Below are 19,621 nucleotides of genomic sequence, written 5' to 3'. Positions count from 1 at the left end.
CTCGCCCTATCTTGTGCCTTGTACTTCGTACTGTGACGCGACCCTCCAGTGGGCCGGCTGTCGCTTTGCTGCCAAGTCCGAATACGAAGTACGAAATACGAGATACGGTCTCCTAGTATCTGCGCGTTCCCATCACGACCAGAGGACGCAGCCAATCATGCCCGCCACGCTCGACACCATCGTCAACCTCGCAAAGCGGCGGGGCTTCGTATTCCCTTCCTCGGAGATCTACGGGGGTCTGCGCTCGGCCTACGACTACGGTCCGCTGGGTGTCCAGGTGCTGCGGAACGTCAAGGACGAGTGGTGGCGTTCGATGGTGCAGCTACGCGGGGACATCGTCGGACTCGACTCGGCGATCCTTCAGGCACGCCAAGTCTGGGCCGCCTCGGGACATGAGGCTTCGTTCACGGACCCGCTGGTCGAGTGTTCGAGCTGTCATACCCGCTACCGGCTGGACAAGCTCGAAGACCAGGATCTGTGTCCGCACTGCGGTCAGCGGGGCACGTTTGGTGAGCCGCGTCAGTTCAACCTGATGTTCAAGACGTTCATGGGCCCGGTGGAGAACGATGCGGGTCTCGTGTATCTGCGCCCGGAGACGGCGCAGGGAATCTTCATCAACTACGAGAACGTGCGCCGTACGGCACGAATGAAGCTTCCGTTCGGCATTGCCCAGATCGGTAAGACGTTTCGCAACGAAATCACCCCGGGGCAGTTCGTGTTTCGGACTCGCGAGTTCGAGCAAATGGAGATGGAGTTCTTCTGCCGTCCAGAGGAGGCGGACGAGTGGTACCGCTACTGGTCGCGCGAACGTCACCGCTGGTATCTGGATCTCGGCTTGTCCGAAGAGAACATCCGTCTTCGGCCACACGGCCACGACGAGTTGGCGCACTACGCCGCGGCGTGCTCGGACGTCGAGTATCGGTATCCGTGGGGTTGGGACGAACTCGAGGGGATCGCCAACCGGACCGACTTCGACCTGCGGGCGCATACCGAGGCCAGCGGCCAGGACCTCAGCTACTTCGACGACGAGTCCGGGGAACGGTTCTTTCCCTACGTCATCGAGCCGGCGGCGGGTGCAACCAGAACCACGTTCGCGTTTCTCATGGACGCATACCATGAGGAGGAGGTCCGGGGGGAGAAACGGGTGGTCTTACGACTGGACCCGAGGCTGGCTCCCTATCAGGTTGCAGTACTGCCGCTGTCCAAGAAACCGCACCTTGTGGCGGAGGCCGAGAAGGTTGCCGACATGCTCCGTCCTCACTTCATGTTGGAACTCGACATCACCCAGTCGATCGGCCGCAGGTATCGGCGCCACGACGAGATCGGTACTCCATACGCGATCACGTTCGACTTCGAGTCACTCGAAGATCGTGCCGTCACGGTGCGTGATCGCGACTCCATGGAGCAGGATCGCGTGTCCATTGATCAGCTGGTCACCTATCTGACGGATCGGCTTCAAGGGCAAGAACACGCAATCTGAAATGCGTCGTCGTTCCGGCCACTCCTTCCGCTGTTCGCCGTCGGTGTGGCGGACCTGTTCACCGAGCGGAGGCGCAGGATCGTCAGCTCCTGAGAGAGCACCACGCCGGGATGGGCTCCGTGGGGTGGACCGGAACCGTGAGGGCCCGTTCGATGGCGGCGACGTATCCCTGTGCGGTGCGGTCCCACGTGTAGCGTTCGAGGACGCGGCGCCTGCCTTCTCGGGCGAAGTGGTGCCATTGGTCGAGCGCCCTCAGGAGACCGCTCGCGACGTCGTCCGGATCGGATGGGTCGACCAGAACTCCATACTCCCCGCGTTCGTCACGCAAACTCTCGGCGGGTCCACCGTTGCGGGTCACCACGACAGGGAGTCCGGTCGACGCGGCCTCGAGGGGGGCAAGTCCGAACGGTTCGTACAGCGCCGTGAGAGCGAAGACGGATGTTCGGGCGGCAAAGAATCGATATGCGTCGGCGAGAGATCGTTGGTTGCCGATGGCGAAACCCGACACGGCTCCGCCCAGATCGTACGCGGTGATTGCTTCACGCAAGCCGGCGAGGACACGCCGCTCGGATCGTGAGGCGGGACCGTCGTCGTGCAGGGGATCTTCGATCGCTCCCGTGATGAGTACCAGATTCGCACGAGATCGGAGCTCCTCACTGTGACCGAAGGCATCGATGAGGACGCGATGGTTCTTCTTCGGGTCGAGTCTGCTCGACGACACAACGGCGGGGAGCTCGATCCGAGACGTTTCGAGATCTCTCTTCAGGAAAGCACGAATCTGTCGAGCAGTGCTGTCGTCGGCGTCCCCCGGGTAGAAGACGGTTTGGTCGACCCCTGGTGGGACGACGGCGAATCGTCGGTCGTCATTCGGGTCGATGGCCCCTGCGTAGGCGGAATGGCCGTACTGGGCGTAGCGCTCTTGGTTCGTCGAGGTGATCACGATGCCGGCGTGGTTCATGGCGACGCGTTCGGCCTCGAGGCGTCGTGTGAAGTGGTACCGGTCTTCGTCGATGGATTCGCCGGCGGCGAGGAGGCCGTCGCGTTTCTGGGCACCGAGCGAATGTGCCGTGAACGTGTACGGAATGCCCGTTATCGATCGAAGGAGTGCGGCACTGATGCCGCCGTCGCCGTAGTGCGCCGTGAACACGTGGGGGAGGTCTCCACCATAGAAGGCGAGGATGTCGGGCACCCAGTCCGAGCCGAGCAGAGGCCAAAGGTCCTCCTTGGGTACGAACCGGTCGTTCGGTCCCGCGTGGAGCCGCACGATTCGGGCGCCGGCGGGGTAGGCGTCCTGCCTGCTTTCGAAGCCGGGCCATCGGGGATCGACGATGCGGCGAGTGAGGATATCGACGGTATGTCCTTGGGCGGTGAGCGCGTTGGCCACCTGCTTGACGTACACGAGCTGACCACCGAAGTCGGGGTGCTGGGTCCAGTACCGATCCTGTGGATCGAAATTCCCTTGCGGGTTGAGAAACGCGATGTGCATGCCGGTGATTGTACGGAGGTGTCACTCGTCAAGGGCTGTTCGGAGGGAAGATCCGGGCCTGACTCGGAGGGCTTGAGGGAGCGCCGCGTGTTCCCGGCCACGTTGCTTGCGGATGCCTCGTAGTTCTCGCTCGTCACTAAAATCGATGGGTCTGGCTCAGATTTCTGAGAGACGTCGGTCTGATTGGCCGGCATGACAAAGGAGGAACCGACCATGCGATCACGCTGGTCCAGGGGCAAGGCCCCACGGTTCGCCGCCCTCGTGGTTTTTGCGATGGTGCTCGCTGCTTGCGGGACCGGAGCAACCACGACCACGAGTGGCACTGCAACTACCAGTACCACTCTGACGACGACATCCACGACCACACCTGGAGGTAGCTCCAGCACGACGACGCAGGCCCCACCGGCCGCGCCGACCGGAGTGGTCTCCACGTACATAACAGAGCCGAAGAGCCTGACGACACTCGACGACAACGAGTCCGAAGGCATCGCAGTGCTCGACGCTCTGTATACACCACTGATCACCTATGACCCGAAAACCTCGAAGCCGGCCCCAGGTGTTGCCGAATCGATCAAGTCGACCGATGGTGGCACGACCTGGGTCATCAAGCTGAAGCCGGGATGGACGTTCCACGACGGCACACCGGTGACCGCGCAGTCGTTCGTCGACGCGTGGAACTACGGCGCCTACGGTCCGAACGCCCAGAAGAACGCCGGTTTCTTCGCCGAGATCGCCGGCTACGACGCCGTCAACCCGGCGAGTGGGACCCCAACGGCGAAGACGCTGTCCGGTCTGGTCGTCGACAACGATCTCCAGTTCACCGTGACGCTGTCACAGCCGGAGACGTTCTTCTCCGAGAAGCTCGGCTACCCGGCCTATGCGCCGCTACCGGAAGCGTTCTTCAAGGATCCGAAGGCGTTCAACGAGGCGCCGATCGGCAACGGGCCGTTCATGATGGACGGCACGTGGAACCATGATGTGGCAATCAAGGTCAAGGCGTATCCGAACTATGCGGGTGCCAAGAAGGCACAGATTGCGGGCATCGAGTTTCGGATCTACGCGGATGTCAACACGGCCGTCTCGGATCTCGAAGCAGGGAACCTGGATATTGTCGACGCCGTTCCGCCGGAGCGCTGGGCCGAAGTCAAGAAGCAGGTTCCAAACTACGATCAGTCGCCGAGTTCGGGCATCAACTACATCGGTTTCCCGATGTACGATCCGGCACTCGGTGGGGCCGCCAACAAGAACCTCCGGGCAGCGCTGTCGATGGCCATCGATCGCAAGGCCATCACGGACAAGATCTTCAACGGCACGCGGGCGCCGGCAGGCGATCTGCTCTCACCGGTGATTCCAGGGCATCAGGACACCGTCTGTGACAATTGGACGTACAACCCGACCAAGGCGAAGGAGCTGTTCGACGCCGCCGGAGGTTGGACCGGGACGCTCAACGTCTGGTTCAACGAGGGTGCCGCGCACCAGGCGTGGATCGAAGCCGTGACCAACCAGTGGGTGAACAACCTCGGTATTCCGGCCGACAGCATCAAGTTCCAGCAGTTGCCATGGGCCCAGTACCTGCAGAAGCTCGACGGAGCGAAGGTCGACGGACCGTTCCGACTCGGCTGGGGTATGGACTATCCGCACCCACAGGACTACCTCGAGTTGATCCTGGCAGGTTGGATGAAGCCTGAGATGGGTGGAGCGAACGACACGTTCTTCGACAATGCCGATTTCAATGCGGCTTTGAAGAAGGCGCTGGCCGAGTCTGATCTACAGACTGCCATCCCGTTGTATCAGGCCGCCGACAAGATCGCCTGCGAGAACGTCCCGTTGACGCCGATCTTCTACGGTCAGAACCAGTATGCCTGGAACAGCCCCGTCAGCGGAGTCTACGTGGATGCCTTTGCGAACCTCGTCTACACCGACTTGACCAAGAGCAGCAAGTAGAAGTCTCGACTACCCGAGCCAGACTACTATGCAGGGGCGGCGCGAGCCGCCCCTGCATGGCGTCGGGGGAAAGGATCGGCAAGGAAGGATCGTGGGTAGATACCTGATCAGGCGGCTGCTCCAGTTCATCCCGGTCTTTCTCGGGGCGACGTTCCTGATCTTCGCCCTCGTGTTCATGATTCCCGGAGATCCCATCCGTGCCCTTTCCGGCGAACGTCCCATGCCTCCCAGCGTCGTGCACGAACTGCGTGCCCGTTATCACCTCGACGACCCGTTGCCGAAGCAGTACCTGATCTACATGGAGAACATCTTTCGGGGCAACTTCGGTGAGACGTTCCAGGGTCGACCCGTCTCCGACATCATGAAGCAGCGCCTGCCGGTGACCGTCCGGCTGGCGCTCTACGCGTTCATCTTCGAGACGATCATCGGAGTTCTCGCAGGAGTCCTTGCCGGGCTTCGACGAGAAGGGTTCATGGACACACTCGTGCTCATCTCCACGATCGTGGTGATCTCCATTCCCATCTTTGTGCTCGGGTTCATTGCCCAGATCGTCCTGGGACTGAAGATCCACCTGTTTCCGATCGCCGGTATCCGGCAGGGGTTCTATAGCTATATCCTCCCGGCGCTCGTGTTGGGGTCCGTCTCGCTCGCGTACGTTGCCAGGTTGACGCGGACCAGTCTCGTCGAGAACCTGCGGGCCGACTATGTGCGTACGGCGACCGCCAAGGGCCTGAGCCGGGCACGAGTAGTCGGCGTGCATACGCTGCGCAACTCGCTCATACCCGTGGTGACCTTCCTGGGTGTGGACCTGGGTGCGCTGATGGGGGGTGCGATCATTACCGAGACGATCTTCAACCTGCCAGGGATCGGCAGGGCCGTGTACCAGGCCGTGATGAATCAAGAGGGACCGGTGGTCGTCGGGATCGTCACGTTCCTCGTGGTCGTGTACATGACCTCCAACCTGTTGGTCGACCTGTTGTATGCCGTCCTGGATCCCAGGATCCGCTATGAGTGACGAGGGGTTCGACCGCGATCCGGCCGAGGGAGAGAGTGGTGGTCGGCTTCTCGACGGGAAACCGACCAACGGAGAAGAGGATCGAGGTCGGCCGGCGAGCCTCTGGAGGGACGCGTGGCGGCAGCTCAGGAAGAGCCCGATGTTCATCATCTCGTCTCTGCTCATCATCGTCTTTCTCGTGATGTCGTTCTTTCCGACGCTGTTCACCCATGCAGATCCGTATGCGTGTGATCTTGCGCACTCACTCGAAGGCCCCAGTGCACAACACATCTTCGGGTATGACCTACAGGGATGCGACTATTACGCAAGGACCATCTACGGCGCTCGGATCTCGATCTTCATCGGGGTCGTGGTGACCGCAGCAGCTGTGGTGATCGCCGTCGTGCTGGGTTCGATCGCCGGGTTCTACGGCAAGGCGCTCGACGCGATCATCGCTCGGGTCACCGATGTCTGGTTCGCCATTCCGTTCATCCTTGGAGCGATCGTGGTTCTCAGCCTGCTCGGATCGAAAGGGTTCTTCGAGGTGGCTCTGGTGCTCACGATTCTGGGATGGCCGACGATGCTTCGCCTGCTGCGAAGCACGGTGCTCTCGGTGAAAGAGCAGGACTATGTGGACGCTGCTCGTGCGCTCGGCGCCAGTGACTTTCGGATCATCACCCGCCACATCCTGCCCAACGCGATCGCACCGGTCATCGTCTACGCCACGATCACCGTTGGTGCCGTCATTGCGGCGGAAGCCAGCCTTTCGTTTCTCGGTGTCGGCATCCAGTTGCCGGCGATTTCTTGGGGGCTGATGATCACTGTCGCCCAGAACTACATTCTCGAGCATCCCTACCTGCTGCTGTTCCCGGGTGCGTTTCTGAGCGCCGCCGTTTTCAGCTTCATCCTGATGGGCGACGCGCTCCGGGACGCAATCGACCCGAAGTTGCGCTGACCGTGGCCAACGACCAGGAGTTCGCATTCGATGTGACTGCCCCGCTGCTGGAGGTCACCGGTCTCAAGGTCGAGTTCCGCATGCGGGACGGGATCGTGAAAGCCGTGGACGGGGTGAGTTACATGCTCGAGCACCATGAGACGCTTGCGATCGTCGGCGAGTCGGGTTCCGGGAAGACCGTGAGCTCTCAGGCGATCATGGGCATCCTCGATACGCCGCCCGGATTCATCACCGGCGGCAGCGTCAAGTTCCGCGGCGTCGACCTGCTCGGACTTCCCGAGGGTGAGCGCCGCAAGTTTCGCGGGACGAAGATTGCCATGGTGTTTCAGGACGCCCTGACGGCCTTGAACCCGGTCTTCACGGTCGGCTGGCAGATCGCCGAGATGTTCCGGGTGCATGAAGGCCTGTCGAAGAAGGAGGCCCGGAAGCGGACGATCGAGATCATGGAGCGGGCGCGGATCCCCTCGGCCATCGAGCGGGTCGATTCTTACCCTCACGAGTTCTCCGGTGGGATGCGACAGAGGGCGATGATCGCCATGTCACTGGCCCTCGGCCCCGAAATCCTCATCGCCGATGAGCCGACGACCGCACTCGATGTCACCGTGCAGGCACAGATCATGGATCTCCTCGCCGAACTCCAGGGTGAGACCGGGATGGGGTTGATCCTCATCACGCACGACTTGGCGGTCGTCGCGGAGGTGGCCGACCGAGTCGCCGTGATGTATGCGGGCAGACTCGTCGAGACCGCGCCGATCCGTGAGCTCTATCGTGACTCCGCTCACCCGTACACACGCGGCCTCATGCGGTCCCTCGCCCGAGCGGATCGTAAAGGTGAGAAGCTGCATCCGATCGTCGGGTCCCCTCCGGATCTCATGTTCGTCCCATCCGGCTGTGCCTTCCACCCGCGTTGCCCATACGCTCGAGACATCTGCCTGCGAGAGATTCCGGCGCTGCACGAAGTGGCGCCAGAGCGGATGAGTGCGTGTCATTTCGCGGAGGATGTGATGGCCGATGGCTGAGCCGATCCTCGTGGTTCAGGATCTCGTCAAGCATTTTCCGATCTTGCGGGGGATCCTGCTGAAACGTCAGGTCGGCACGATCAAGGCGGTCGACGGCATCAGTTTCGACCTCCACAAAGGGGAGACGCTTGGCCTCGTCGGCGAATCCGGCTGTGGCAAGTCGACGGTGGCCCGGACGCTCTTGCGACTAGAGAAAGCGACGAGTGGCGCCGCGTACTTCGATGGACACAGCATTTTCGACTTGCCGAAGGCGGAGATGCGGGAGCTGCGGAGAAACATCCAGATCATCTTCCAGGATCCCTACGCGTCACTGAACCCGCGCATGACCATCGGAGACATCGTTGCGGAGCCGTGGGCCATCCACTCGTCGATGGTGCCTCGAGAGCAGCGACGCGCACGAGTCCGGGAGCTCCTCGAGGTCGTGGGATTGAATCCGAACCACGTCAACCGTTATCCCCACCAGTTCTCGGGGGGACAGCGCCAGCGGGTGGGAGTGGCTCGCGCCCTGGCGTTGAATCCGAGCATCATCCTGTGCGACGAACCGGTTTCGGCACTTGATGTCTCGGTCCAGGCCCAGGTTGTGAACCTGTTGGAGGAGCTTCAGGGGGAGCTGGGTCTTTCGTACCTCTTCATCGCTCACGACCTGTCGGTGGTTCGACATATCTCCGATCGGGTTGCGGTGATGTATCTGGGCAAGATCGTCGAGTTCGGTACCGAAGCCGAGATCTACGACCGGCCCGGCCATCCGTATACGCAGGCTCTGTTGTCTGCAGTGCCGATTCCGGATCCCGACATCGATGCCCGCAAGGATCGGATCCTGCTCGAAGGTGACGTCCCGAGTCCGGCGAATCCACCGTCGGGGTGCAGGTTTCGAACGCGATGTTGGAAGGCCCAAGACATCTGCGCCGAGGAGGAGCCGGAGCTGAAGATTCGTCCGGGTCTCGATCACCCCAGCGCCTGTCACTTCGCGGCACTGCGAGAGCACTCGAACTGATCCACGATTGCCCGTTTACACTCGCTGTGATGGCCTATCAGCGCACCGACATCGAGCGTGTCAGATCCTCTATCAATATCGTGGATCTACTCGAAGCCGTCACCACCGTCAAGAGGACGGGCCGCAGCTACAAGGCGATCTGTCCGTTCCACCAGGAGAAGACACCGTCGCTGTCCATCGACGTCGCTCAGGGTCTCTATCACTGTTTTGGCTGCGGTGCCGGTGGAGACATCTTTCGATTCGTACAGGAAACACAGGGTCTCGAATTCAGTGAAGCAGTCGAGTACCTCGCTGCGCAGGCGGGTGTCACACTGCACCGTGATCCGCAGGCCGCCCGCCGCAAAGGGGAGAGGGAGGCCCTGGTCGACGCCGTCCGGATTGCTGTTTCGTTCTACAACGAGCGTCTTCGCAGCGGTGTCGATGCAGGCCGGGCGCGTGCCTACCTACGTGGCCGTGGCTACGACGGTGACGTGATCGATCGGTTCCAGATCGGCTTTGCGCCTGAGCAGTGGAGCGCCCTCATCGATCACCTTCGAGAGCGCAAGGTGTCGGAGAAGGTGATGGTGGGTGCCGGCCTCGCAACACGGACGAGCAACGGGCGGCTCAGGGACTGGTTTCGAAACCGGGTGATGTTCCCGATCTTCGATCTTCGTGGCGACCCGGTCGGATTCGGAGCCCGCCTCCTCGAAGGCACGGGGCCGAAGTACCTGAACAGTCCCGAGACCCGTATCTATCGGAAGGCGAGGCTGCTCTACGGCTTGAACTGGGCGAAGGGGGACATCAGCCGTTCCGGGTTCTCGGTGATCGTGGAGGGATACACCGACGTGATGGGCATGCATCAGGCCGGGATCCCCCAGGCCGTGGCAACGTGTGGCACCGCTCTCGGTGAGGATCACTTCGACGTGTTGCGCCGCTTTGCCGACCGTGTGGTTCTCGCGTTCGATGCCGATCAGGCGGGAGCCGGAGCAGCGATCCGTGGCGACGAGCTGCGCACCCCCGTGCAGCTGGACCTCGACGTGCGTGTCGCCGTCATGCCCGAGGGAAAAGACCCTGCAGACATGGTGCAAGACGGGAGGGTCGATGAGCTGCGAGAGGCGATCGAGCAGTCCCGGCCTCTGCTGCAGTTCCGGATCGAACGGGAACTGTCCGGGTACAACCTGGACGAACCCGAGGCCCGGGCACGGGCGATTCGGTCGGTTGTCGGCTTGCTCGCCCGACAGCCCGACTCGCTGGTGCGTCGTGAATACGCCCGTTTTCTCGCGAGGAAGGTCGGCTCCGAATTCGCACCGGTTCTCTCTGCCGTCGAGGAGGCGTTTGTCGGTGGGCACGGCAAGCCGGTGAGGGACCGTCCACCCGCACGCCGGTCCGGAATCGAGAAGGCGGAACGTCAACTCCTTCGGGCTCTTGCCGTCAACGATCCCGGACTCGAAGGACTCGAGATCGACAGGGATCTCTTTGGTGCAGAGGATCATCGCGATGCATATGATCTGCTCAAGGGGGTGTTGGCCGGCCTTCCTCCCGGCATGCGCCCTCAACTGGGTGGTGTGGTTGGTGAACGGAACGACCGGATCGGCCAGATGATTCGAGCATTGATCGTCGACGAACAACCGCTGGAGGATCCTGTAGCACTCGTCCGCAGGTTGGAGATTGCCCGGATCGACTCCCAGGCCGCGGAGATTCGCCGGCGCCTGGAGCAGATCGATCCCGGATCGGAACCACAGACCCATTCCACGTTGTTCGGTGAGTTGATAGGTTTGGAGCACAAGAAGCGCGAGATGGGAAAGAGGAGCTAGTTGGAATCCTTCCGTGATCTGATCGAGGTCCTCGTCAAACGTGCTCGCCAGCGTGGATTCGTGACCGTGGGCGAGATACAGCAGGAACTCGAAGACCTGAAGGCACCCGTCGAGGCGTTTGACCACGTTGCCGATCGGCTGAGGAGCCGAGATGTACGCATCGAGGAGGACAGCGAAGATGTTCTCGACATCCGCGTCGTCGAGGATGATCTGATGGCGGTCTCCGATCCCGTGCGAATGTATCTGAGGGAGATCGGACGAGTTGCGTTACTCACCCCTCAGCAGGAAGTCGAGCTTGCAATGCTGCTCGAGGCGGGGCGGCGCGCCGCAGAGCGGCTCGAGAGCGAAGACACGTCGCTGAGCACCGAAGACCGTGCGATCCTCGAGCGTGACCGGCGCCGAGGGGACTCGGCGCAGCAGCGACTCGTGGAGGCGAACCTCCGGCTGGTGGTGTCCATCGCCAAGCGGTACGTGGGACGCGGCATGCCGCTCCTGGACCTGATCCAGGAAGGGAATCTCGGCCTCATGCGTGCAGTGGAGAAATTCGACTATCGCAAGGGGTTCAAGTTCTCGACGTATGCAACCTGGTGGATACGACAGTCGGTGACACGGGCCCTGGCCGACCAAGGGCGAACCATCCGGGTTCCGGTGCACATGGTGGAGACGATCAACAAGCTCGCCCACGCGCAGCGGCGGCTGTTGCAGGAGCTCGGCCGTGAACCGACGATTGCAGAGATTGCCACCGAACTCGAGGTCGACCCCGACAGAGTCTCCGAGCTTCGTCGCATCGCTCAGGATCCGGTGTCGCTCGAGACGCCGCTGGGGGAGGAGGACGACTCCACACTTGGCGACTTCGTGCAGGATCCGGAAGCCGCCGTTCCGGTCGAGGCGGCAGCGTTCAAGCTGCTCCAGGAGTACGTCGCGCACGCGCTCGAAGAACTCAACGAGCGGGAACGACAGGTCATCGTGATGCGGTTCGGCCTCGAGGACGGGCAGGTGCGCACGCTCGAAGAAGTGGGGAAACATTTCAACGTGACCAGGGAGCGGATCCGCCAACTCGAAACGAAAGCCCTGGCGAAGCTGCGTCATCCGGCCCGCTCGAAGCGGCTCGAAGGTTTCCTTGGTGACGACTGAGTCGGGGCGTCGCGAGGTCAGGTCTCTATGCGGTCCCGGATCAGCTGCGACGCCGCCGTCATCCCTTCGCCAACGGTCTCTTTCACCTTGCCGGTCGCGCTCTGGACGCCCTCGACTTCGGTGAGTCCACGGCATGCTTTGACGATCTGCTCGTAGCGTTCCCTGCCGGCCTTTGCGCCAAGAATGTATCCGAGGGCGAAACCGAGCAGCAGTCCGAGTCGAAATCTCATCATTGCTCCCTTCGTATGAGACCCAATTCTACGGTGGTACCATCCCTCTCCGATCCGGGGTAGCTCAATTGGCAGAGCATCGGACTGTTAATCCGCAGGTTGTGAGTTCGAGTCTCACCCCCGGAGCGATCGAAAGCCCTTGTGCCGACAGGAGTTTTCGTGTTTGGTCGTTTCGTGCCTGCAGGCCGCGGGGAGGGCGCGATAATTCGTGCAGCGGCGCGTTCGGCGGGCGATTTCCCTGTCCCGATGAGCCTCCAGACGCCGGGCGATTTCGTCCTTGGAGTCCTCGTAGAGATGCCCGTAGACGTCCATCGTGACGCGGATGCTCGAGTGGCCGAGGTGCTCCTTGACGTGGCGAGGATGGGCGCCGGCGGCGATGAGGAGCGAACCACACGAAGGTCGGACGCAACAAACCGTGCCCGTGCGGGTCGGGACGCAAGTACAAGCACTGCCATGGCGCGGCCGGCAGCCGAACATAAATGCCAGATATGGGAAGGCGATGTGTCAGACTTGGAAGTGTGATCCCTCGGTGTTTGACACAGGCGACGGCCAGATGACCAGACCGCGTTCTCGTTCGAGTGTCGGAGCGGTAGCGCTGGTGGTAGTCCTGGGTCTCATTGGGGCTGGATGTACTGCGGAGTCGTCCGATTCTGATGGCGCTGTGAACTTCTACGAGTCTCTTGATTTGGAGTCTCCGTCTGCGGCGGTCGAGACGTTCGCCGATGCGTTTGCACGGAATGACTTCATGACGGTATGGCTCACGTTCGACATGAGAACCCAGGAGATTCTTGGGGCCTCATTCGACCTGTTGCAGTGGCGCAACGTCATTGACACTGACGCCGTGCCGGACATGGGTTCCGAGATAGCTTCAGTCTTGTCGTTCGACAACCTCGAGACCACCGACCGGTGGTACCTCTTTAGCGAGGTCATGATGATTGCCGATCGCAACGATGCGTATCTCATCGATCTGAGCGGTGATGTCACCCCAGGCGATGAGACACAGGTGGGGGACGACATCGAGGTTTCCTCCGTCGTTGCAGGGATCGATGGAGAAGTCCGGTTCCGCTTGGCGCAATCACCTAGCGGCAGGTGGCGTGTCTTGCAGGTCATCGTTCCTGGCGGGGACGAAACCGCCATTCCATGGTCGGTTCCATCAGGCTGAGGTCGCGCATCGGTATGAAACCGGAACGTCCCGCGACACCGCCTGCATCATCAATCAGACACTCATCGCGGCCTGCCGAGGACGCACAGGTTTCTACAGCAGGAAGATGTCGCCGAAACCCGGCGGTGGAACACACTGGGCCTGGGCCGCGAGAGGTTGAGAAACGACGGGAACCGGTGCAAACCGGTGAGCGGCGAGAATTGATGTGCCGCATGGATTTCAGCCGTGTCCTCAAGATTGCGAGGAGCCGTGCTAATGAGTACGGATCAGCGGGTGAAGAGCGACTGATGGGACCGACCGCGCCCTGTCGTCCAGATTAGATACACCGTGCGCATCGAGGCAGTGTTCCACGACACATCCGATTCGGGGTCGGTTCTCGCGACCACATCGCGTCCACATGATGCTGAGAAACACCGAGAAGAGACGCGAAACGATGAGAGCCGGAAACCCATAGTGCACAAGGCTTCTCGTCCTATCACCCCGATTCTGCGCAGACGCACCAAGGCCTCCAGAAACCTTCACACGGCAGATGTCACCGATTCGATCCCAGTATTGCCCACCACGCGCAACCCCTGGTAGACGGGGGTTTCTGCGCCTTCACTGACCTGATATCTGGGCACGCTCTTGGAGCCCACGACCACAACGCGACTCTGAAAGCTCTTGTAGCGCCGTTCCGCAACCGATCCCATATTGAGGGACGGGGGCTCCACCCCTTCTGCATTCGCTTGGACCAACCGGAGATTCGGCCACCCTCCGGTTGTACCGCAATGATGAGGGAAGGCGGTGGAAGGCGTCGAGTTCGAGGGGCTCGACCTTTCGGACGTGGCCACGGAAGACTCGATTGACTCCGGTCCCGACGGGACCAGCTTGCCTGGTTCTTCGACAGCGAGCGGAGCATCATCAACCTGATTTCAGGTTTGCTGCGTGGCCGCGGCATGATGGTGTCTGTGAGATCGAGATCTCTGGCATGGACCTTGGCCGGCTTGGCGGTGCTGGCGGTGGCGGCGATTCTGGCGTTGGTGCTCGGCGGCGGGGGAGACGAGAGCGGCGATGGCGCGGTGCCGGACGAACTGGTCGCGGCGGAGACCTCCGTGACCGAAGCTTCGCCGCCGGACCCCGCACCCAGGTCCGCTACGGCGCCTTTGCCTCCCGCTACCACCACGACGACCACTTTCGCACCCTCGACCACCACCACTGCACCGCCGGCGACGACGACTACGTCAGTGTCCCCGGCCTCGCCGGCGAGCGGGTACGCCCCAGTACCCAAACCCACTGCGGGGCCGGACACGGTCGCTCCGGGCGGCGCTCTCACCAAGCACCTGGCGGCGGATATCGCCACCGCTTTTGGATTCAACACCGCCGAGGTGGAGGTGGCGATCGCCGAAGTGGAGCTGCCGCCCGAGGCCGGCGGCAACGCGGAGGGCTGGCTGGCGCCCGGCACCTACGAACCGGCCGACGGTGCAAGCGCAGGGGAGATCGTGCAGGCGATGGTGGATCGCCGGGTGGCGCAACTCGAAGAGCGCAACGTTCCCCGGGATCAGTGGCACCGGGTGCTGACCGCCGCCTCGGTGATCGAGAAGGAGACGTACAACCAGAACGAGAAGCCCAGAGTGGCGCGCGTGCTCACCAACCGGCTGGCTGGCGGCGGGCCTTTGCAGATGGATTCAATCATCCTCTACCCCGTGCCCGAGGACCGGATCTTCACCACCAGTGAGGAACGGGCATCCGACCAGCCGTACAACTCGTACCGGCACGACGGTCTGCCGCCCACGCCGATCTGTTCCCCAGACGATGCGTCGCTCGACGCCTTCCTGGCCCCGCCGCCGGGCTACGTGACCATCGACTTGCACTCGGGCGAGACCCGCTATGCCGTCACCTACAAAGAGCACCAGGCGAATGTGAAGCTGCTCCGAGCCTGGCTCAGGGACCACCCCACCCCGTGAACCGGCGCCCGCCGGTCGGGCCGAAGTGATCTTGGGCGGCGGGAGGGGTGGCCTCGCCGGGTCTCATCAGTGGGGACATTCGAGTTTCCTGAGTCGGGGTCCGGCACGAATGGTGCATCGAGAGAACCACCGGTACACATCTCCCCGTGGAGCAGGGGCAGGGGGAGCGTCTCAGCCCTTGACGGAGCCGGTGAGGAGGCCTCGCACGAAATACCGCTGGAGGCCGAAGAACACGGTGAGTGGGAAGATCATGGAGATGAAGGCGCCCGCCGTGAGAAGTTGCCAGTCCGTACCGTAGCTGCCCACCATGTTGAGGAGCTGCACGGTGAGGACCTCGACGTTGCGGCCGGACCCCAGGAAGATGAGTGCGACGAGCAGATCGTTCCAGACCCAGAGGAACTGGAAGATGGCAAATGAGGCAAGCGCCGGAACCGCCAGGGGGAGAACAAGCCGCGTGAACACGGTGAAGTGGTTCGCTCCATCCACGAACGCCGACTCGAAGATGTCCCTGGGAAGCGCCGAGATATACGTGTACATGAGGTAGATGGCAAGCGGTAGGCCAAAACCCGTGTGTGCGAACCAGATGCCGACGTAGGTGCCGGCGATACCACCCGAGACATAGAGGCGGAGAATCGGGATCAGGGCGATCTGGAGCGGGATGACGAGCAGGGCGACCACCATCGTGAAGAGGATCAGACGGCCCGGGAACCGCATCCAGGCGAATCCGTAGGCGGCCAGCGCCGCGATGAAGATCGGGATGATCGTGGCGGGAATTGTGACGGCAATGCTGTTGAGCAGGGCATTCCCCAGATCGATTTGCCCTGCATTGCCCGATGCTCCCAACACGGCCGCGTAGTTCGCGACCGTGAAATGTGCCGATCCCGGATGAAGGATGGCGGACCACCACCCTGTCTGGTTGATGTCGGTCAGGTGTCGGAACGAGGTGACGAGCAAGCCGGCGGTCGGCAGGATCCACAGGAACGCGATGAGCGTGAGGGATCCGTAGACAGCGGCCCTGGCGAGAGGTCGACGGCTGGTCGGGTTCACCGAAACGCCTCCGTCTGACTACGGAAATTGCGGAGGTTGTACCACATCACCGGGGTCACCAGCAATAGCAGGACGATGGCGATGGCAGATGCCCGACCAGGTTGAAAGAACTTGAACTGCTGGTCGTAGTAGGCGTTGGCGATCACCTGGGTTCCGTAGTTGCCGCCAGTCATGGTGAGCACGATATCGAAGATCTTCAGCGTGAAGATCACGATTGTCGTGGTGACCATGACGACCGTGCCCCGGATGTACGGAAGCGTGATGGCGAAGAAGATCCGAGACTCGTTGCCGCCGTCGATTCGCCCCGCTTCCACCAGTTCAAGCGGGACGCCTTTGAGCGCGGCCGAGAAGATGACCATGGCGAAGCCCGTCTGGCCCCAGATGAGAATGGCGATCAGGAACAGCGTGTTCCAGGGTTGACCGAGCAGCCACGCCTGAGGTTGGCCACCAAGACCGGTCAGGACCGCGTTGAGAATGCCGATCTGCGGGCTCCCCGGCGGACGGTAGGCGTAGACGAACAGCCAGATGATGCTGGCGCCGACGAGTGAGATCGCCATTGGCATGAAGATGATCGACTTGACCGTGAGCTCGAACCAGTGGGCGGTACGTTCTGCCAGGACGGCGATGAGTAGTCCGAACCCCACACTGAGCCCCGTTCCAAAGATGAGCCAGAGAGCATTGTTCCTGAACGACGTGGTCATCGACTCGTCGGTGAAGGCGAAGATGTAGTTGGACAAGCCTACGAACTGGTGGGACTTGGGGCCCAAAAAGGATAGATACAGGGTCTCCACGGTCGGATAGACCAGGTAGAGGCCGAGGACGAGGACGGCGGGACCGACGAAGATGAACGGAGACAGACGCTGCTGTGCAGATAGCCGGAGGTGCCCGACGTAGGTGGCGGCAAGGGCGAAGAGGGCGATGACGCCTCCCACACCCCATACGATGGCGATCGCAGCGACGAGGAGCTTGGGGGCGGTCAGGGCATTGTCTCTGAGGAACAGGAATCCGCCGACGAGGGCGGCGACGACGAGGAGGGGTCCGCCGATCAGCCAGGCAGCCCGCAATACCCCCACGAGGGTGTCGCGTCGATTCGTGGTTTGAATCCGGCTGTTGGCGCCGTCCTTGTGCTTCTGTTCAGTCATGGTCCAGAAAAGTTGGAGGGTGGACCTCCGGGGAGGCCCACCCTCCAATCGGGTCAGCTACCGCTCGACCATGCCGCATCGATGTCGCTCTCGGCTTTCGAGAGTGGTGTACCTGTGACCCAGTCGGTCACGCCTTTCCAGAAGGCCTGGTTAACCGCAGGCGGCATCTGGTCCGACGCGTCGAACTGGACGCTCTCGGCGGTGGTCAGGTCCTGGGCGAGAGTCCGAATCACCTTGTTCGGATAGATGTCCAGGTTCTGGCCCTTGTGGGGGAACAGCGCGTTTCCGAGCGCAGCCCACGGCTCCGCCGACGCCGGCGTCGTAAGGAACTCCATGAACTTCGTCACGGCGTCGCTCTCGTGGCCCTTGAAGATGACGAACTGGTCGCCACCCACTTCGAGTGTGAATGGAACGTCGCCCATCTTCGGCCATGCGAAGACACCGAGCTCGGAGTCGAGGTTCTTCTGGACGCTGTCCGGGAAGAACCCGGTCACGAAGGAACCCTGCATGACGAGCCAGCACTTCGGTGTGGGGTCAAAGAGCATGGCGGCCGACTCCTTGAAGCCGGTGGTGGCGATCGTCTTTGGTCCGCCGTATGCCATGTCCGGGTCAAGCCAGATCTTTCCGACATCGGACCAGGCCGTATCGACCTGGGTCGACTCGAACTTCAGCTTGCCGGTGTACCAGTCGATGTAGTCACTGGACGGGTACATGCGGAGCATGTAGGTCTCCACCCAGTCGGTCCCCGGCCAACCGCTCGCATCACCGGACTCGTTTCCGATGCAGAACGGTGATGTCCCGCTCGACTTCATCTTGTTGAGGAGGCTCTGGAATTCGTCCCAGGTCTTGGGTGCCGTGTAGCCGGCGGCATCGAATGCCGGCTTGTTGTACCAGACGAAGCCCTTGACGTTCACCCGGTGGAACACACCGTACGGGGTCCCGTCGACCGATCCAAGATCGAGCCATCCAGGCTGGTAATTCGACTTGATACTGGTGACCACCGAGCCGGGAAGTGCCACGAGATCACCCGATTGCGCGAACTGTGCCACTGCTCCCGGCTGCGGGAACGCGGCGATGTCTGGCGGGTTGCCTGCCTTGACGCGTACCTGGATGTCGGTCTCGAACTGGGCCGAACCCTCGTAATTCACCTTGATGTTGGGGTTCTGCTTCTGAAAGACGTCGATGACTTTCTGGAAGTCGTCGGCCTCGGCGCCTCGAAACGCCCCCATCACGTCGATGGTGACCGTTTGTGCGGCTGCCGTGGTAGCTGTGGTGGCGGATGTCTCCTGGGTAGTGCTGCTGCCGCTGCTGCAGGCGGTTACCAACAGGGCCAGTACCGCACCCATCGTGAGCCATCTCACCCATCGGGTGGATAATGCCATTGTTTGCCTCCTTCTGGCTTGAATGTGATCTCTCGCTGTTCCGCCGGGTTCTCATCGACCGCGGCGGTAACACGACAATTCAGCCTAGCTTCCCGGCTGCCGTGCGTGTCGAGAGGTACGGTCCGGCTCGCCGGTATCACGTCAAGGCGCTACCTGTTCGCCGGCCAAGAATCCGTCTCGACTGCTCTTTGCATCTCTGGGCGAAACATGGGTCATATCCCAATGAAACATTGGCGACAACGCCGATTCCTTTCGGTGGCACGACCGCCGATAGTGCGGGTGGAACACCTGTGAAACACAGTGATGCCACCGATGGGAAGTCGAGAACAGGATGCGACAAGGGCATCGTGAAGATCTCGTGCCCGCCGCCGAATCGGGCAACGGGGAGTATGCGGGAGTCGACATCTTGGCGAGGTCGTCGACGGGCAGTTTGTGGCCGGGAACTCACTTCTATCTTGCGCGTGTACGGGCACCGGAGCGGCTTCCCACGCGGAGCCGGGAAGACCTTGGATGGGTGTGCCGGTCCGGGTTTTGCGGAGGCTCCATTTCCTGAGAGGACGCTCCTATTGGTTGTCAAGTCCGTTTTGAGGGTGCGGCAAAGATCGCGGGCGATCTAGCGTTTGAGGCAGCGTCGGATTTCGCGGTCGGTTTTGGCCTCGGCGTGCCGTTTCTCGAAGTGGGCGCGGAGTCGGGTGTCGTGCCGTTGGTGTTGGATCACGACGATGTGTTGGGCCGAGTTGAGATGACGATCGCCACGCCTGGTCAACCGGTGTCTGGTGGTGAGTTCGGAAGACGCGGGGATCGGTGTGACCCGGGCGAGCATCGCGAACGCGGCTTCGCTGCAGATTCGGCCGGGGTGTGACAGGAAGGTGTCGATCGCCGACACCGTTCGTGTATCCATGCCTACGCTTCAATG

At 61.9% G+C, this 19,621-nt stretch carries 16 protein-coding genes, 1 tRNA gene and 1 pseudogene; 12 read left to right on the top strand and 6 right to left on the bottom strand.

Annotated features, from left to right (window positions below; genetic code table 11):
* Nucleotides 1-157: 157 nt before the first annotated feature.
* A complete protein-coding gene (locus GXP34_13905; protein ID NOY57060.1) occupies nt 158-1,480 on the top strand; it encodes a glycine--tRNA ligase in 1,323 nt (440 codons plus the stop codon).
* A gap of 82 nt (nt 1,481-1,562) precedes the next feature.
* Here GXP34_13905 and GXP34_13900 read toward each other — a convergent pair whose 3' ends face one another.
* On the bottom strand, nt 1,563-2,966 hold the full coding sequence (locus GXP34_13900; protein ID NOY57059.1) for a glycosyltransferase family 1 protein: 1,404 nt from the start codon (nt 2,964-2,966) through the stop codon (nt 1,563-1,565).
* A 213-nt stretch (nt 2,967-3,179) separates the two neighbouring features.
* Here GXP34_13900 and GXP34_13895 point away from each other — a divergent pair, with 213 nt between their 5' ends.
* The 7 genes from GXP34_13895 (at nt 3,180) to rpoD (ending at nt 11,799) form a co-directional block, all read left to right on the top strand.
* Nucleotides 3,180-4,910: an ABC transporter substrate-binding protein gene (locus tag GXP34_13895; GenBank protein ID NOY57058.1), complete on the top strand. Its 1,731-nt coding sequence runs from the start codon at nt 3,180-3,182 to the stop codon at nt 4,908-4,910.
* 91 nt (nt 4,911-5,001) lie between these two features.
* A complete protein-coding gene (locus tag GXP34_13890; GenBank protein NOY57057.1) occupies nt 5,002-5,925 on the top strand; it encodes an ABC transporter permease in 924 nt (307 codons plus the stop codon).
* A complete protein-coding gene (locus GXP34_13885; protein ID NOY57056.1) occupies nt 5,918-6,859 on the top strand; it encodes an ABC transporter permease in 942 nt (313 codons plus the stop codon). Before GXP34_13890 ends, GXP34_13885 begins: the two co-directional genes overlap by 8 nt.
* Before the next feature lie 80 nt (nt 6,860-6,939).
* Nucleotides 6,940-7,878 carry an ABC transporter ATP-binding protein gene (locus GXP34_13880; GenBank protein ID NOY57055.1) on the top strand — a complete coding sequence of 313 codons (939 nt, stop codon included), beginning with the start codon at nt 6,940-6,942 and terminating at the stop codon, nt 7,876-7,878.
* The gene (locus GXP34_13875) at nt 7,871-8,872 is read left to right on the top strand and encodes a dipeptide ABC transporter ATP-binding protein (GenBank protein NOY57054.1); all 1,002 of its coding nucleotides are present in this window, start codon (nt 7,871-7,873) and stop codon (nt 8,870-8,872) included. The genes GXP34_13880 and GXP34_13875 overlap by 8 nt, the downstream gene beginning before the upstream one ends.
* 29 nt (nt 8,873-8,901) lie before the next feature.
* Nucleotides 8,902-10,665 (top strand): DNA primase, encoded by a 1,764-nt coding sequence (locus tag GXP34_13870; GenBank protein ID NOY57053.1) that lies wholly within the window; start codon nt 8,902-8,904, stop codon nt 10,663-10,665.
* Nucleotides 10,666-11,799, top strand: a complete 1,134-nt coding sequence (gene rpoD / locus GXP34_13865; GenBank protein ID NOY57052.1) for an RNA polymerase sigma factor RpoD — start codon at nt 10,666-10,668, stop codon at nt 11,797-11,799.
* Nucleotides 11,800-11,816: 17 nt separating this feature from the next.
* Here the strand turns inward: rpoD and GXP34_13860 are convergent, their stop codons facing one another.
* Nucleotides 11,817-12,032 carry a hypothetical protein gene (locus GXP34_13860; GenBank protein NOY57051.1) on the bottom strand — a complete coding sequence of 72 codons (216 nt, stop codon included), beginning with the start codon at nt 12,030-12,032 and terminating at the stop codon, nt 11,817-11,819.
* Between the two features lie 50 nt (nt 12,033-12,082).
* On the opposite strand from GXP34_13860, the gene GXP34_13855 reads away from it, so the two are divergent.
* The 4 genes and pseudogenes from GXP34_13855 to GXP34_13840 all read left to right on the top strand — a co-directional run bounded on the left by GXP34_13855 (nt 12,083) and on the right by GXP34_13840 (nt 15,134).
* A tRNA-Asn gene (locus tag GXP34_13855) sits at nt 12,083-12,155 on the top strand.
* A gap of 278 nt (nt 12,156-12,433) precedes the next feature.
* Nucleotides 12,434-12,508: pseudogene (locus GXP34_13850) on the top strand (hypothetical protein).
* 182 nt (nt 12,509-12,690) lie between these two features.
* On the top strand, nt 12,691-13,191 hold the full coding sequence (locus GXP34_13845; GenBank protein ID NOY57050.1) for a hypothetical protein: 501 nt from the start codon (nt 12,691-12,693) through the stop codon (nt 13,189-13,191).
* A gap of 983 nt (nt 13,192-14,174) precedes the next feature.
* Nucleotides 14,175-15,134 carry an endolytic transglycosylase MltG gene (locus GXP34_13840; protein ID NOY57049.1) on the top strand — a complete coding sequence of 320 codons (960 nt, stop codon included), beginning with the start codon at nt 14,175-14,177 and terminating at the stop codon, nt 15,132-15,134.
* A 171-nt stretch (nt 15,135-15,305) separates the two neighbouring features.
* On the opposite strand, the gene GXP34_13835 is transcribed toward GXP34_13840, so the two are convergent.
* The 4 genes from GXP34_13835 to GXP34_13820 all read right to left on the bottom strand — a co-directional run bounded on the left by GXP34_13835 (nt 15,306) and on the right by GXP34_13820 (nt 19,606).
* Nucleotides 15,306-16,181, bottom strand: coding sequence for a carbohydrate ABC transporter permease (locus tag GXP34_13835; GenBank protein ID NOY57048.1), 876 nt, complete (start codon nt 16,179-16,181; stop codon nt 15,306-15,308).
* Nucleotides 16,178-17,323 carry a sugar ABC transporter permease gene (locus GXP34_13830; GenBank protein NOY57047.1) on the bottom strand — a complete coding sequence of 382 codons (1,146 nt, stop codon included), beginning with the start codon at nt 17,321-17,323 and terminating at the stop codon, nt 16,178-16,180. Before GXP34_13830 ends, GXP34_13835 begins: the two co-directional genes overlap by 4 nt.
* A 53-nt stretch (nt 17,324-17,376) precedes the next feature.
* Nucleotides 17,377-18,669, bottom strand: a complete 1,293-nt coding sequence (locus GXP34_13825) for a carbohydrate ABC transporter substrate-binding protein (protein ID NOY57046.1) — start codon at nt 18,667-18,669, stop codon at nt 17,377-17,379.
* Between the two features lie 649 nt (nt 18,670-19,318).
* Nucleotides 19,319-19,606: an IS110 family transposase gene (locus GXP34_13820; protein NOY57045.1), complete on the bottom strand. Its 288-nt coding sequence runs from the start codon at nt 19,604-19,606 to the stop codon at nt 19,319-19,321.
* Between the last annotated feature and the right edge of the window lie 15 nt (nt 19,607-19,621).

Source organism: Actinomycetota bacterium (assembly GCA_013152275.1).
GTDB lineage: Bacteria > Actinomycetota > Acidimicrobiia > Spongiisociales > UBA4744 > BMS3Bbin01.
The sequence above is the reverse complement of the archived record's forward strand: the minus strand, read 5'-3'. Positions and strand labels throughout refer to the sequence as shown.